The 14252-nt window shown below is 70.3% G+C and carries 15 protein-coding genes; 11 read left to right on the forward strand and 4 right to left on the reverse strand.

Features of this window, described 5'->3' with window-relative positions; genetic code table 11:
• The first annotated feature begins 525 nt into the window (after positions 1–525).
• The 6 genes from NG1_RS31655 to NG1_RS31680 all read left to right on the forward strand — a co-directional run bounded on the left by NG1_RS31655 (position 526) and on the right by NG1_RS31680 (position 8499).
• Positions 526–1755, forward strand: a complete 1230-nt coding sequence (locus tag NG1_RS31655; RefSeq protein WP_062977040.1) for a cysteine desulfurase family protein — start codon at positions 526–528, stop codon at positions 1753–1755.
• A complete protein-coding gene (gene mnmA / locus NG1_RS31660; protein ID WP_062977042.1) occupies positions 1755–2870 on the forward strand; it encodes a tRNA 2-thiouridine(34) synthase MnmA in 1116 nt (371 codons plus the stop codon). Before NG1_RS31655 ends, mnmA begins: the two co-directional genes overlap by 1 nt.
• Before the next feature lie 186 nt (positions 2871–3056).
• A complete protein-coding gene (locus tag NG1_RS31665; RefSeq protein ID WP_062977065.1) occupies positions 3057–4094 on the forward strand; it encodes a methionine synthase in 1038 nt (345 codons plus the stop codon).
• A gap of 479 nt (positions 4095–4573) precedes the next feature.
• Positions 4574–6688, forward strand: coding sequence for an NAD-dependent DNA ligase LigA (ligA, locus tag NG1_RS31670; protein WP_062977067.1), 2115 nt, complete (start codon positions 4574–4576; stop codon positions 6686–6688).
• A 69-nt stretch (positions 6689–6757) separates the two neighbouring features.
• A complete protein-coding gene (locus NG1_RS31675; RefSeq protein WP_062977044.1) occupies positions 6758–7453 on the forward strand; it encodes an SDR family NAD(P)-dependent oxidoreductase in 696 nt (231 codons plus the stop codon).
• Positions 7450–8499 (forward strand): S-adenosylmethionine:tRNA ribosyltransferase-isomerase, encoded by a 1050-nt coding sequence (locus NG1_RS31680; protein WP_062977046.1) that lies wholly within the window; start codon positions 7450–7452, stop codon positions 8497–8499. Before NG1_RS31675 ends, NG1_RS31680 begins: the two co-directional genes overlap by 4 nt.
• Here NG1_RS31680 and NG1_RS31685 read toward each other — a convergent pair.
• From NG1_RS31685 to NG1_RS38900, 3 genes are all read right to left on the reverse strand, one after another.
• Complete coding sequence (locus NG1_RS31685) at positions 8486–8815, reverse strand: hypothetical protein (protein ID WP_062977048.1); 330 nt, start codon at positions 8813–8815, stop codon at positions 8486–8488. The two genes, NG1_RS31680 and NG1_RS31685, sit on opposite strands and share 14 nt — an antisense overlap.
• Positions 8816–8967: 152 nt before the next feature.
• Entirely contained in the window at positions 8968–9312 is a 345-nt protein-coding gene (locus NG1_RS31690; RefSeq protein ID WP_062977050.1) for a Uma2 family endonuclease, read from the reverse strand.
• 54 nt (positions 9313–9366) lie between these two features.
• Positions 9367–9495 carry a hypothetical protein gene (locus NG1_RS38900; protein WP_281218376.1) on the reverse strand — a complete coding sequence of 43 codons (129 nt, stop codon included), beginning with the start codon at positions 9493–9495 and terminating at the stop codon, positions 9367–9369.
• Between the two features lie 225 nt (positions 9496–9720).
• Between NG1_RS38900 and NG1_RS31695 the strand changes: the two genes are divergently transcribed.
• From NG1_RS31695 to NG1_RS31705, 3 genes are all read left to right on the forward strand, one after another.
• Entirely contained in the window at positions 9721–10965 is a 1245-nt protein-coding gene (locus NG1_RS31695) for an AAA family ATPase (RefSeq protein WP_062977051.1), read from the forward strand.
• Between the two features lie 20 nt (positions 10966–10985).
• The gene (locus NG1_RS31700) at positions 10986–11309 is read left to right on the forward strand and encodes a hypothetical protein (protein ID WP_062977053.1); all 324 of its coding nucleotides are present in this window, start codon (positions 10986–10988) and stop codon (positions 11307–11309) included.
• A gap of 387 nt (positions 11310–11696) precedes the next feature.
• Positions 11697–12224: a GNAT family N-acetyltransferase gene (locus NG1_RS31705; protein WP_062977069.1), complete on the forward strand. Its 528-nt coding sequence runs from the start codon at positions 11697–11699 to the stop codon at positions 12222–12224.
• Positions 12225–12423: 199 nt separating this feature from the next.
• On the opposite strand, the gene NG1_RS31710 is transcribed toward NG1_RS31705, so the two are convergent.
• Positions 12424–13074, reverse strand: a complete 651-nt coding sequence (locus NG1_RS31710; protein ID WP_062977055.1) for an ACT domain-containing protein — start codon at positions 13072–13074, stop codon at positions 12424–12426.
• 311 nt (positions 13075–13385) lie between these two features.
• Between NG1_RS31710 and gatC the strand changes: the two genes are divergently transcribed.
• Entirely contained in the window at positions 13386–13685 is a 300-nt protein-coding gene (gene gatC, locus NG1_RS31715; protein WP_040868555.1) for an Asp-tRNA(Asn)/Glu-tRNA(Gln) amidotransferase subunit GatC, read from the forward strand.
• A partial coding sequence (locus tag NG1_RS31720) for an amidase (RefSeq protein ID WP_245660140.1) occupies positions 13682–14252 on the forward strand: 571 nt, incomplete at its 3' end. The genes gatC and NG1_RS31720, both read left to right, overlap by 4 nt.

The raw sequence follows: 14252 nt of genomic DNA on the forward strand, positions 1-14252 counted from the left end.
CGGTGGGTGACTGGTCTGTCGCCAGCTAATTCTCGTTCTGGAATGGTCGGCGGATTCGCCCACCGCCGGGCTCACGGTTGGTGGGCACTCAGATGTGAGCCGGGCTTGCTTGTCCGTCGGCGTACCTCTGGAAGGGGTCACCCGCGCGGCGTGCAACGCCGCAGACTGGGCCGTGGCTTGGCCAGACGCGGAAGAAACTAGCCATGGGGTACCCCCGTTCCCCGTTCACGTTCGCATAGGCAGCGGGGACGCTGCGGCGTGCCAGAAGTCCATACGGGGTCGCGGCTGACGCGACGCGGCTTGGCGGATGAGACGCGATACGTGCCGTGCAAGAACGACGCCACGACATTCGACGTATTCGTCTCAGCTGGTCACGGACAGAAGGACGAGGCGCCGATCGGGTCGCGGGAATACCGATTAGTGATACACGTGTTGAGGATCCTGGGTAAATCGTAGAAAAATCGTAGAAAGCAGGGGTGTACCCGAAAAATGCCCAGGTCAGCGGTGGTATAGGCTTTGTCGGTCATGAAGTCGGCTTTTTCGGGTCCGGTCAACGGTGCTGCGCCCCACACGGTCTACCTCGATCACGCGGCCACCACACCGATGCTGCCCGCGGCCATCGAGGCGATGACGGCTGCCCTGCGCACCACGGGCAATGCCTCATCCCTGCACGGCTCGGGGCGCGCCGCCCGGCGACTGCTCGAAGAGGCGCGCGAGTCGATCGCCGCCGACCTGGGCGCCCGGCCCTCGGAGGTCATCTTCACCTCCGGCGGCACCGAGAGCGACAACCTGGCGGTGAAGGGCATCTTCTGGGCGCGCCGCGACGCCGATCCGCGCCGCAACCGGATCATCGCCAGTTCGATCGAGCACCACGCGGTGATCGATGCGGTGGAGTGGCTGGAGCGGCACGAGGGCGCCGAGGTCACCTGGCTCCCGGTGGACGCAGAAGGGATGGTCGCGCCCGGCGCGCTGCGCGCCGCGTTCGCCGCGCATCCCGACGACGTCGCGCTGGTCACCGTTATGTGGGCGAACAACGAGGTCGGCGCCATCCAGCCGATCACCGAGCTGGCCGCCGTGGCAGCGGAATTCGGCGTGCCGATGCACAGCGACGCGGTGCAGGCGGCGGCGCAACTGCCCATCGATTTCGGCGCGAGCGGCCTTTCCGCCGCCAGCTTCGCCGGGCACAAGGTGGGCGGACCGCACGGCGCCGGGGTGCTGCTGCTGGGCAGGCAGGTGCCGTGCGTGCCGCTGCTGCACGGCGGCGGCCACGAGCGCGACCTGCGGTCGGGGACCTCGGACACCGCGTCCGCGATCGGGCTGGCCGCGGCGCTGCGCCAGACCGCGGTCGAACTGCCCGTCCGCACGGCCGAACTCGTCGCTCTGCGGGACGCGTTGATCGATGGGATCCGCGCCACAGCGCCCGACGCGGTGCTCAACGGCCCGGCGGACGAACGGCGTCTGCCCGGCAACGTGCACGTCACATTTCCCGGTTGCGAAGGGGATTCGCTGCTGATGCTGCTGGACGCGACGGGGATCGAATGCTCGACCGGTTCGGCGTGCACCGCGGGCGTCGCCACGCCCAGTCACGTGCTGATCGCCATGGGCGTCGAGCCGTGGCAGGCGCGCGGCTCGCTGCGCTTCTCGTTGGGGCACACCTCGACGCGCGCCGACGTGGACGCAGTGCTGAAAGTATTGCCGCAGGTGGTGGAGCGGGCCAAGGCCGCGGGCCTGGCCGGTGCGAAAGGAGGTGTCTGATGCGGGTACTCGCCGCGATGAGCGGTGGTGTGGATTCGGCCGTGGCGGCGGCGCGTGCCGTCGACGCCGGTCACGAGGTGGTCGGCGTGCATCTGGCGCTGTCGGCGACACCGGGCACGCTGCGCACCGGATCGCGCGGCTGCTGCTCGAAGGAGGACGCCGGTGACGCCCGGCGCGCCGCCGACGTGCTGGGCATCCCGTTCTACGTCTGGGATTTCGCCGACCGCTTCAAAGAAGACGTCATCGACGATTTCGTCGCGGCCTACGCGGCGGGTGAGACACCCAATCCGTGCCTGCGCTGCAACGAGAAGATCAAGTTCTCCGCCCTGGCCGACCGCGCGGTGGCGCTCGGCTTCGACGCCGTGGTCACCGGGCACTACGCACGGCTGGAGGACGGCGTGCTGCGCCGCGCCGTCGACGCCGACAAGGACCAGTCCTATGTGCTGGCGGTGCTGACCGCGCAGCAGCTTTCGCGCGCGATGTTCCCGGTGGGCGACACCCCCAAGCCGCGGATTCGCGCCGAGGCGGCCGAGCGCGGCCTGGCCGTCGCGAACAAGCCGGACAGCCACGACATCTGCTTCATCCCCTCCGGCGACACCCGTGCGTTCCTCGGCGCGAAGATCGGCATCCGGCCCGGCGCGGTCGTCGACGCCGACGGTCAGGTGCTCGCGCGGCACGAAGGCGTGCACGGATTCACCATCGGCCAGCGCAAGGGATTGGGATTGCCGGGTCCGGCCGCCGACGGCAAACCGCGATACGTCACCGGCATCGATCCCGATTCCGGCACGGTGCACGTCGGCTCGGCCGAGGACCTGCGGGTCCGCACGATCGAGGCGGAGCGGGCGATCTGGACCTCCGGTTCCGCGCCCGCGGGCCCGATCGAGTGCGTGGCGCAGGTACGCGCGCACGGCGGCACCGCGCCCGCGGTCGCCGAGTCGGTCGATGACGGACTGATCGTGCGGCTGCGTGAGCCGCTGACCGGCGTCGCGCGTGGCCAGGCGGTGGTGCTCTACCGTCCGGACCCGCAGGGCGACGAGGTGATCGGCAGCGGGACCATCTCCGGTACCGTGCGGGAACCCGTCGCGAGCGAAACGGGGGCCGAGGCGGCGCGGTGATCCGGCCCGCCCGGCGCGGCCTCCGGCGCCGTCCTCTCCCTCGCAGCCCCTTGTGGTGCGGGGACCGAAAGACCCTGTAGCTGTTGCGGACGACGGAATCCCGGAATAGCGGAATCGAACGGACGGAGTACGGCGACAGTGGACGAGACCGGCACGGATGACGTGACGCGAGACGGCGGGACGGACGTGGCGACCGAGCCGGTGCGCCTGCGGGGCGGAATCGCCACGGGCGTCGGCTCCTGGCCGGGCACCGACCCGCGCGAGGCCGCCGCGACGATCGTCGGTGAACTCGGCGAGCTACCGCATTTGGTGGAATTGCCCGCTCGCGGCGCGGGCGCGGACCTGATCGGGCGGGTCTCCGCGCTGCTGGTGGACCTGCGATTCGACACAACGCCCAGGGGCTACCGGCTCGCGCCACGCCCGGGTGCGGTCTCGCGGCGAGCCCATGACCTGCTGCGGACCGATCTGGACGCGCTCGAGGAAGCGTGGGAGAACGCGGGTTTGCCCGGCCGCGGCCATCCGGTGAAGGTGCAGGCGGCGGGCCCGCTGACGTTGGCCGCGCAGGTCGAGCTGCCCGGCGGTCATCGCGTGCTCACCGATTCCGGCGCGGTGCGTGACCTCGCGGAATCCTTGGCCGAGGGGCTGGCGCAGCACGTGGCGGAGGTGCGCAAGCGGCTCGGCGCGCGGGTCGTCTTGCAGTTGGACGAGCCGTCGCTGTCGGCGGTGCTGGACGGATCGCTGCGCGGGGTGAGTGTGCTGAACACCGTGCGCGCGCTGCCCGAGCCGGAAGCGCTGGCCCTGCTCGACGCGGTGATCACCGCCCAGTCCGCGCCGGTGCTGGTGCACAGCTGCGCAGAGCCGCCCGCGCTGGGCCTGTTGCGCCGCAGCGCCGCCGACGCGATCGGTTTCGACCTGAGTGCGATCGGCACCGAGCAGCTCGACGACATCGGGGAGGCACTGGAAGCGGGCAAGCAACTGATGCTCGGCGTCGTCCCGACCGGGGTACCGGCCACCGAGGTCACCTGGCGGACCTTCGCCGAGCCGGGCGTGCGGCTGATCGATCGGCTCGGCTTCGGCCGCCGCACTCTCGCGCAACGGGTGGCGGTCGGTCCGGCCTGCGGTCTGGCGGGCGCCCCGCTGGAGTGGAGCCAGCGGGCGCTGCGCCTGGCCACGGACGTCGCGCGCGCGTATGCCGAGGAGCCGGAAGAACTTTCGTTCTCCTGACAATCGGCGGCCGCGCGCGGAGACGCGACGCCTGCGGCCCGGTGAACGGCTCGCTCGAATCCAGGGGGGCCTTGCCCGAGCGTGCTGCCTCGAAACATGTCCGCGGCAGGTCGTGATTACGGTCGCGGCAGGGTTGCGCGCCCCCTGTCCTGGTTCGGCGCCTGCGGCGGGTCGGTGCTCGGCTGGTCGCGTGCCGCGCTTGCAGTCCTTTAGCGTGGGGCCGCGCCGCTGCGGACGCCGTCGTAACCGCCGCCGAGTGGTTCGTGTCGGTGGGCGATCGGCTGGCCGATCACCGCGATCGGCAACGTCGTCCGGTGTAGGTGCCGCGGACGGTATGCCGCCGCTACGTGACACCGCCGCCTCATGGTGACGCGGCGCTCGCGTCGGGAAACGGACCGGCCGGAATCCGTGCCGTCGAGTGCGACGACGTGCGCGAACACGGCGATGTGCTGTCGGTGCCCTCCGCTAATGTGCGTTGGGTGAGTGACAGCGACAGCGCGGCGGCCCCGGCGTCGGCAGAGCAGCGGGTGGAGTGGCAGCGACTCGCGGACGAGGTGCGCGAGCATCAGTTCCGCTACTACGTCCGGGACGCGCCGATCATCTCCGACGGCGAGTTCGACGCGATGTTGCGGCGGTTGCAGGCCATGGAGGACGAACATCCGGACCTGCGCACGCCGGATTCGCCGACCCAGCTCGTCGGCGGCGGCTTCGCGACCGACTTCACCGCCGTCGACCACCTCGAGCGGATGCTGTCGCTGGACAACGTGTTCGACGTCGACGAGCTGCGCGCCTGGGCCGCGCGGGTGGAGGCGGAGACCGGGCCGGACCTGCACTACCTGTGCGAAGTGAAGATCGACGGCGTCGCGCTGAACCTGGTCTATCAGAACGGGCGGCTGGTCCGCGGCGCCACCCGAGGCGACGGACGCACCGGCGAAGACGTGACGCTCAACGCGCGCACCATCGACGACATCCCCGGCGAGCTGAACACCACCGAGGAATTCCCGATCCCGCGGTTGCTGGAGGTCCGCGGCGAGGTGTACTTCCGGCTGGAGGATTTCGAGACGCTCAACGCCGCCATCGTGGCCGAGGGCAAGCCGCCCTACGCCAACCCGCGCAACACCGCCGCCGGGTCGCTGCGGCAGAAGGATCCGTCGGTCACCGCGCGGCGCAGGCTGCGGATGATCTGCCACGGCTTCGGCCGGATCGAGGGCTACACGCCGACCTCGCAGTACGAGGCCTACCGCGCGCTCGCCGCGTGGGGTCTGCCGGTGTCCGAGCACACCAGGCGGGTGCAGGGCATCGACGCGGTGATCGAACGGGTCGCCTACTGGGGCGAGCACCGGCACGACATCGAGCACGAGATCGACGGCCAGGTGATCAAGGTCGACGAGACGGCGCTGCAACGCCGCCTCGGCTCCACCTCACGCGCCCCGCGCTGGGCGATCGCCTACAAGTACCCGCCCGAGGAGGCGACGACCAAGCTGCTGAACATCCAGGTGAACGTGGGCCGCACCGGCCGGGTGACGCCGTTCGCGGTGATGGAGCCGGTGTCCATCGCGGGATCCACGGTCGCGATGGCCACCCTGCACAACGCCGCCGAGGTCAAGCGCAAGGGCGTGCTGATCGGCGACACGGTCACCATCCGCAAGGCGGGCGACGTGATCCCCGAGGTGCTGGGGCCGGTGGTGGACGCGCGTCCCGAAGACGCGCGCGAATTCGTCATGCCGACGCACTGCCCCGAGTGCGGTACCGAACTGCGCCCGGAGAAGGAGGGCGACGCCGACATCCGCTGCCCGAACCAGCAGTTCTGCCCGGCACAGTTGCGCGAGCGCGTCTATCACGTGGCCGGCCGCGGCGCCTTCGACATCGAGGCCCTCGGGTACGAAGGCGCGATCGATCTGCTGAAGTCCGGCGCCATCACCGACGAGGGCGACCTCTTCGACCTGGACGAGGCGGCACTGCTGACCACCTCGCTCTACGCCAACAAGAACGGCAGCCTCTCCGCCAACGGCAAGCGGCTGCTGGAGAACCTGGCCGTGGCCAAGGACCGGCCGCTGTGGCGGGTGCTGGTCGGCCTATCCATCCGGCACGTCGGGCCCACCGCGGCGCGGGCGCTGGCCGCGGAATTCGGCAGCCTGGATCGTATCGAGCAGGCGTCGGGCGAAGAACTGGCCGCGGCCGACGGCGTGGGCCCGACCATCGCGGCCGCGGTGGCGGAGTGGTTCACGGTGGACTGGCACCGCGCCGTGGTGGCGAAATGGCGGGCAGCGGGTGTGCGGATGGAGGATGAACGCGACGAATCCATCGAGCGCAACCTGGAGGGCCTGTCCATCGTGGTGACCGGCTCGTTGCAGGGCTTCACCCGCGACGGCGCCAAGGAGGCGATCCTGATGCGCGGCGGCAAGGCCGCCAGCTCGGTGTCGAAGAAGACCGCGTTCGTGGTGATCGGTGACGCACCCGGATCCAAGGCCGCCAAAGCGGAGGAACTCGGTGTGCCGATCCTCGACGAGGAGGGGTTCCGGCGGCTGCTGGAGGGCGGCCCCGTAGCGGTCGCGCCGGAGACGGCCGCGGAGGATGCCGAAGCCGAGGAGTGATCGGCGCTTGACCTGAAGGACCATTGAGGTATGAGGATCGACTGGTAGGCGACTACCAGGAGGTCCATCATGTCTCGTCCTACCGCACTGGTCACCGGCGCGTCGGCCGGATTCGGCGCGGCCCTCGCGCGGGCGCTGATCGAACAGGGGTGGCGGGTGCTGGGGACCGCGCGTCGTGCCGACCGGTTGACGCGGGTGGCCGCCGAACTCGGACCGGAATTCCGCGCGATCCCCGGTGACGTCACCGATCCCGCGGATCGCGCGCGGCTGGCGGATGCCGCGCGCGCTGCGGGTGAACTGGGCTTGGTGGTGAACAACGCCAGCCGCCTCGGTCCGAGTCCGCTGCCTCGCCTCGCGGACTATCCGCTCGAGGAATTCGAGCGCGTACTTCGCACGAATGTGCTGTCGCCACTGGCGATTCTGCAATTCACGCTGCCGCTGCTGCGCCCGGGCGGCGCCGTGGTGAACATCAGTTCCGACGCCGCGTCGGAGCCGTATCCCGAATGGGGCGGATACGGGTCGTCGAAGGCGGCGCTCGACCAGCTCACCGCCATCCTCGGCGCGGAGCACCCGGACCTGTCGATCTACGCGTTCGACCCGGGTGACATGCGCACCGAGATGCATCAGGCGGCGTTTCCCGGCGCCGATATCTCCGACCGGCCGGAGCCCGCGACGGTGGTACCCGCGCTGCTGCGGCTGCTCGCGGAGAGACCCCGGAGCGGGCGGTATGCCGCAGCGGATTTCGTGGCCGGACGGGCGTCATGACGGTGCGCACCACCCTGCCGTCCTTCGACCTGTCCCCGGAACGCAATGCCGCCGTCCCGCCCGAGGCGCGGGGAATCGCGCGCGACGACGTCCGCCTGCTCGTCGCCGATGGGGAACTGACCCACGGCATGTTCCGTGAGCTACCGGACCGGCTGCGCCCCGGCGATCTCGTGGTGGTGAACAACTCGGCGACGATGTCCTCGGCCCTCGACGCCGCGCTGGAGGGCGAGCCGGTGGTGCTGCACTTCTCCACCTGGCTGGACGACTGCCGCTGGGTGATCGAGGTCCGGACGACGCGGCGCACTCCCTATCCGGCGCAGCGGCTCTCGTCCGGGACCGTGCTGCGACTGCCGGGCGCCACGGCCACGCTGGGCACGCCCTGGCTGCCCGGCGGACGACGTCTCTGGAGCGCGGACGTCACCACCGACGTGCCTCGGTTACTGGCCGCGTACGGCAGACCGATCACGTATTCGTATGTGCCGCAACGATGGTCGGCCTCCTACTACACGACGGTCTTCGGCCGGGTGCCGGGCAGCGCGGAAATGCCCAGTGCGGCACGCCCTTTCACCGAGCATCTGGTGCTGGATCTGATCGCCGCGGGTGTCGCTCTCGCGCCGATCACCCTGCACACCGGGGTCTCCTCGCCGGAGGCGGGGGAACCGCCGAGCCCCGAGCGGTTCGTCGTGCCGCCCGCCACGGCGCGGCTGGTGAATGCCACGAAAGCCGCGGGTGGACGCGTGGTCGCGGTCGGTACCACGGTGACGCGGGCGCTGGAAACCGCCGCCGACGCCTCGGGCCTGGTGCACGCCTCGCGCGGATGGACGGACGTGGTGCTCGGAGTGGATCGCCCGGCCCGGGTGGTGGACGGCCTGATCACAGGCTGGCACGCGCCCGGCGCGTCACACCTGGACCTCCTGGTCGCGGTGGCGGGGGAGGAAACCGTCGCCGCGGCCTACACCGCAGCCGTGGACACCGGCTATCTGTGGCACGAGTTCGGCGACAGCGCGCTGCTGTTCGGTCCGGGCGGTCGACTCAGCCGACCGTGACCGTGGCGCCCAGCTGACCCGCGATGTCGAATCGTCCGCAGCGGCCGCCGCTCAGGTCGAGCTTTTGGGTGATCAGCTTGCCGCGGCGATTCTTGAACGTCGCTTCGGCGGACACGTCGGCGCTCGCGGTCGAGCACACCTTCGACACCACGCCGGGCGGGTCGTAGCTGACCGTCCCGCCGCCCTGGCAGGTGTTCGTGCTGTTGGCCAGGAACACACGCGCGGAGCCTTCCGGGCACGGCGCGTCCGCCACCGCCTCCGGCGCCACGACCAGCGAGCACAGCGCGAGCGCGGCGACGACGGAGCTTCGAACCACTACACGACGAACCGTCGATCCCATCGTTACCCTCATCCCATCGAACAACTTCGGCAGTACCCCACGGCGAAACCGCAGCGTGCAGGCATGCTAACCCGCTATCGCACCTGCTGTCCCGGTGACGGTTGCCGGGCTACGGGGAGAACAGCAGGTCATCGACGGCCAAGTAGATCCGCATAGCGGACGGGAATGCGTTCGCCGGGACGGTACCTGGTACGAGTGCGGTATCCCTGAGGCGTCGGCTCGGTGTGTTCGTAGATCACGTCTTTGGTGACGACCCAATAGGTCGGATATCCGGCGCGGCTGTACAGGTCCGCCTTGCGGTTGAGATCCTGTACCACTGTTTCGTCCGAAACCTCCACTACCAGGACGACATCCGAAGCTGCCCACACAGACAGCTCGGCGCCGATCACATCGACGGGCTCGGCGCCCGAGCGAAGTGCCCAGCAGTCGGGATCGGGCAATGACTCACCGGTGGGTAGCGTCGCGTTGGTCACCTCGACGCCGACCCGTGGCAGCTGACCGACGATCCGGCCGACCGCAAACCCGTGCTAGTCCCCGATAACCACCGGCCATACCTCCCCCTCGACGAGTTCGACGCGATGGTCGAACGCGCCCGCCTCCCACGCGCGCAGGAACTCGCTGCGCGTCCAGCGGTAGGCGATCGAAGCCTCGGTCATGCGCTTCAGGGTACCGTGCCGCCGGCCGCCGATCTAAGGATCACAAACCAGTTCGACCAGGTAGCGATCTCGATAGGGCTTCGGAGTCGGAGGGTGTTCGAGTCCGCGGCGAATAGAGGTGTGAGCTGGTGCGCGTGTACCCCGCCGGAGGAATGATCCGGCGCGGATCGCGGAGGCCACGGGGCTGATGTCGCCTCGCCGGGGCGCGGACGGAAGTATGGCGGCATGCTGCGCAGTTTTCAGGTGACCAATCACAGATCGCTGGCCGATGAGCAGGAGCTGCGGTTGACCAAGGGGAGCGGTCCGGTGGCCGTGCCGGTGACCGCTGTGCACGGCGGCGCCGCTGCGGGAAAGACGAACCTGATCGACGCGCTCGGGCAGATGCGTGACGCGGTGCTGCACTCGGTGACCGGGTGGGATCCGTACGCGGGTCCGGTGCGTGCCCCGCATCTCGGATTCCCGGAGCGGCCCTCGGAATTCGTGGCGGCGTTCGTCGCCGAAGGCGTGCCGTATACCTATGGTTTCCGGCTGGACAACGCCGATGTGACGGCCGAATGGCTGCATACCCACCCGCGCTCGCGCAAGCGAATCGTGTTCGAGCGCAGCGGCGAACAGATCAAGATCGGCCCGATGTTCGAAGCGGCGCGGTACGGGATCACCGCGCTGGCACCGCTGGTCCGTCCGAACGCCCTGCTGCTCAGCCTCGCGGGCCAGATGTACTCCGACGCGCTGGTGCCCGCCTACCGATGGTTCGAGTCCATGCTCGAGGTGCAGCGCGGTCCCGCCGAACCCGACGCCATCGCCCACCGGCTGGGCAGCCACATCTCCCGCTCCCCGGACAACGCGGTGCGGCTGCTGATGCTGCTGCGTACGGCCGAGCTGGGCATCACCGATCTGCTCGTCGCCGAGCCCGACCCCCGGTACGCCGATTACCTGCGCGAACTGGACGCCGACATCACCGGCCTCGGCAAACAGATCGACCTGTGCGCCACCTCGCCCGGCTATGCCGACCAGTTGCTGCGCGACAACGGCCTGACCGCCGTGCTGCTCGAGCGCGAGCTGACCAACCTGAAGGCCGCGCGCGACGCCCTGTACGCGCGGATGGTGGCACGGCGCGGGGTCGGCCTGAACCTCGTGCACGACGGCATCGACACCCCGTTCGGTATCGCCGACGAATCCTCCGCCACGCTGTCGTTGCTGCGGGTGCTGCCCGCCATGCTCGACGCGCTGGACGCTGGCCGCGTGCTCGCCGTCGACGACATCGGCGCGTGCCTGTCGGCCGAGGAGACCGATCGGCTGATCCAGCTGTTCCAGAACCCGGAGACGAATGCCCGTGGCGCTCAACTGATCTTCACCACCGACAATCGGACGCTGATCGATCGGGGCAACGGGCGCTCGCAACGCACCCGCATGTCGGTCTGGCAGGTCCGGCGCACCGGCCGGGGCACCAGCGAGCTCGCCCCGGTGTGACGCGCACCTAGCATGGGGACATGCTGGAGTTCGTCGCGCTGGTGACCCTGACCGCGGTGCTCGTGTCGCTGATCGTGTTCGCGATCCGCGGCAGGCGGGGCTATCAACCGGCGAACCCGGAGGAGGGGACGCTCTACATCACCGGTGTGAGCCCGCGCCCCGATGTTCCCGGCGAGCAGTACGTGACCATCACCGGGAACCTGACCGGTCCCTCGGTAGCCGGCAAGGTCGTGTACGGCCGCTTCGTGTGGGACACGAGTTCCTGGCCGGAGACCGGCGATCTGCTCCCCGTCGTCTATCCGCCGGGCAAGCCCGATCGCTGGCAGATCGCGCGGTCCGGCTGAGCGTCCTCCGCGCACCCCGCCACGCCGCACACGGGGCAGCGCGGTCGCGCGAGGTGGACGTGCCGCAGCCCGCGTGATGCGGAACCGGAGATACCGGCTACGGATCCGCGGGACGCCGATGCGGCCCGGCGGGAGGGGTACGCCGCAGTCGAGTCGCTACGACAGCCAGGCGGCGACCGGTGAGCACACGGCGGCGCGGATGGCTCGGTCCCACGACGATGGCGGCGTCCGTCCTTCTCGCCCGGACCGGGTACGGCGGCGACGAAGCGGAACTCACCGAGGTGGGAGCGCCGGGCATCGCGGCTGTGCCGCCGCGGTGCCCGTGCACCCTCGCAGCAGGACGGGCGTGCCGTAGTCCACGTCATGGTCGGTGGCATCATGCCGGGTATGGATGTGAGGGACGCGGCGGGCGTACTCGTCCGGGAGGCGCGGCCGGACGAGTACGACGCGGTCGGCGAGCTGACGGTGGAGGTCTACGTCGGTGAGGGCTTCGTGCAGGCGGGCAGCTGGTACGCGGGCGAGCTGGCCGACACCGCCCGCCGTGCCGGCTCGGCCCGGATCCTGGTCGCCACGCACGCGCGCCGGATCGTCGGCTCGCTCACGGTCGCACCGGCGGGCAATCCGTACGCGGAGATCGCGCTGCCGGGTGAAGTGGAGTTCCGCATGCTCGCCGTCGCGAAGACCGCGCGCGGACTCGGTGCGGGAACGGCTCTGGTGCGCACGGTGCTCGACGAGGCTCGCGCGGAAGGGCGCGCCGCGGTCGCTCTCACCACCATGCCCGCCATGGTCGACGCCCGCCGGATATACGACCGCTTCGGCTTCCGTCCCGTGCCGAGCCGCAACTGGCGCACCAGCGCGGGAGAGTTGCTGCACGTGCTGCGGCTACCGCTCGACCCTTCCGGCGAATCCGTCTGAGGAATTATCGATTTCGGGCCGCGGAGGCAGCGTTCGGCCGTGTCGGGCAGCGGCTGTGCCCCGGGCGTGCTGTCCGGCGGACCGATCCTGCCCGACTCGACTGGGTGGCATCCACCGCGCCGGGACCGGAACGAGGTAGGCGGCGAGAGTTCGCATCGGTGTACGCGCGCGGCGCGAAACCCGCGGCGCTGCTACGGAATCAGCCGAGGACGGTAGCGACGATCCCGGAGAGGTAACCCAGCCGGGCCACCTCGGACGGCCGGAAGTCGGGGCCGCCCGGCCGGCCGAGCAGCAGCACCTTGCCGGTGTTGCCTAGCGGAGCGGCGGCCAGTTTGGTGTCCATGTCGCGCCAGATCTCCGGCACCCAGTCGGCTTCGGGATCGAGCACCGAGGGCTTCTCCAGCGGCATCCACGGCGCCGAACCCGCTTGCGTCTGCGGCGCGCTCGGGCTGCCCACCACCCGGTAGGCGCCCTGCGGCCCGATGTCGATGATCGTGCTCCAGCCCACCCGCAGTACCCGCGGCACACCGTCCACCAGTACTTGCATCCGGTCGTCGCGAGCGCTGGCGACCTGATCGATGAGTTCGAGCTCACGATGGGTGTCGAGCACGCCGGAGTACGGGCGGATCGAGTCCACGTGCACGTCGCCGATCGATTCGGCGGCGGTGATGAGGGTGTCGGGGAGCGCTCCGGAGGGCACCTCGACGACCAGATCGTCGACGGCGTAGCCGGCGCCGCGCTCGACCACATCCAGCGAGAGGATGTCGGCGCCGACGGAGCCGAGTGCGAGAGCGAGAGAGCCGAGGCTTCCCGGTCGATCCGGAAGTTGCACGCGGAGCAGATACGACACGTGCGTTTCCTTTCTTAGAGCGGCCGAGGCTCTGAACGAATACCCGGGTCACGCAATACTTACACCCCTTACGGCCGGTTATCGAGTCGAAGACCCGCCAGTGACGCACGCCACTCGGCGAATTCGCGCCAAAGCGGCGTGTCGGGCTAGTCCGATCGGACGTGTCGCGGGCGGGAAGGGGTTGCCGGGCGCCGTCCGCGCCGCCGCGCCGAAGAAGCGCGGGTGCCGGATGGTGACCTGGTCGCCGGTGGCTAGGCTGTGTGGGTTGAGCACAGTCGATAGTTGATACCGAAGCCGAAAGGGGTCCCGCGGTGCCCGCCATCTCCCGCGACGAGGTCGCACACCTCGCCCGGCTGTCCCGGCTCGCGCTGTCCGATGCCGAACTGGATCAGTTCGCCGGACAGCTGGATTCGATCCTGAGCCACGTGCGGACCATCTCCGAGGTCACCGCCGCCGACGTCCCGGCCACGGCGTCGCCGAACCCGGCGACCAACGTGACCCGGCCCGACGAGGTCGTGCCCGGCCTGACCCCGCGCGAGGCGCTGTCCGGCGCGCCCGCGGTGGAAGAGCAGCGGTTCATGGTGCCGCAGATCCTGGGAGAGGGCGAATGAACGCAGCGTCGCATGGCCGGGAGACGGGTGGGTCCGACCTGACCACGCTGTCCGCGGCCGAGCTGGCCGCCAAGATCCACGGCCGCGAGCTGTCGTCGGTGGAGGTCACCCGAGCGCACCTGGACCGGATCGCCGAGGTCGACGGCGAGTACCACGCCTTCCTGCACGTCGCGGGGGAGCAGGCGCTCGAGGCCGCGGCCGCGGTGGACGCCGCGATCGGTTCGGGCGTCGCGCCCGCCTCGCCGCTGGCCGGAGTTCCCTTGGCGCTCAAGGACGTGTTCACCACCACGGACATGCCGACCACCTGTGCGTCGAAGATCCTCGAGGGCTGGGTCTCGCCCTACGACGCGACGGTCACCAGGCGGCTGCGCGAGGCGGGCATCCCGATCCTCGGCAAGACCAACATGGACGAGTTCGCCATGGGCTCCTCCACCGAGAACTCCGCCTACGGCCCGACCCGCAACCCGTGGGACACCACCCGCATCCCGGGCGGTTCGGGCGGCGGCTCCGCGGCGGCGCTGGCCTCGAACCAGGCGCCGCTGGCCATCGGCACCGACACCGGCGGGT

Origin of the sequence: Nocardia gamkensis NBRC 108242, assembly GCF_001612985.1 — a bacterium.
Lineage (GTDB): Bacteria > Actinomycetota > Actinomycetes > Mycobacteriales > Mycobacteriaceae > Nocardia > Nocardia gamkensis.

Coding starts and splice junctions, on each gene's coding strand:
- NG1_RS31680 (WP_062977046.1), top strand. CDS start 7,450: ATGACGGTGCGCACCACCCTGCCGTCCTTCGACCTGTCCCCGGAACGC.
- mnmA (WP_062977042.1), top strand. CDS start 1,755: ATGCGGGTACTCGCCGCGATGAGCGGTGGTGTGGATTCGGCCGTGGCG.
- NG1_RS38900 (WP_281218376.1), bottom strand. CDS start 9,495: ATGACCGAGGCTTCGATCGCCTACCGCTGGACGCGCAGCGAGTTCCTG.
- NG1_RS31705 (WP_062977069.1), top strand. CDS start 11,697: ATGGATGTGAGGGACGCGGCGGGCGTACTCGTCCGGGAGGCGCGGCCG.
- NG1_RS31700 (WP_062977053.1), top strand. CDS start 10,986: ATGCTGGAGTTCGTCGCGCTGGTGACCCTGACCGCGGTGCTCGTGTCG.
- NG1_RS31655 (WP_062977040.1), top strand. CDS start 526: ATGAAGTCGGCTTTTTCGGGTCCGGTCAACGGTGCTGCGCCCCACACG.
- NG1_RS31675 (WP_062977044.1), top strand. CDS start 6,758: ATGTCTCGTCCTACCGCACTGGTCACCGGCGCGTCGGCCGGATTCGGC.
- NG1_RS31695 (WP_062977051.1), top strand. CDS start 9,721: ATGCTGCGCAGTTTTCAGGTGACCAATCACAGATCGCTGGCCGATGAG.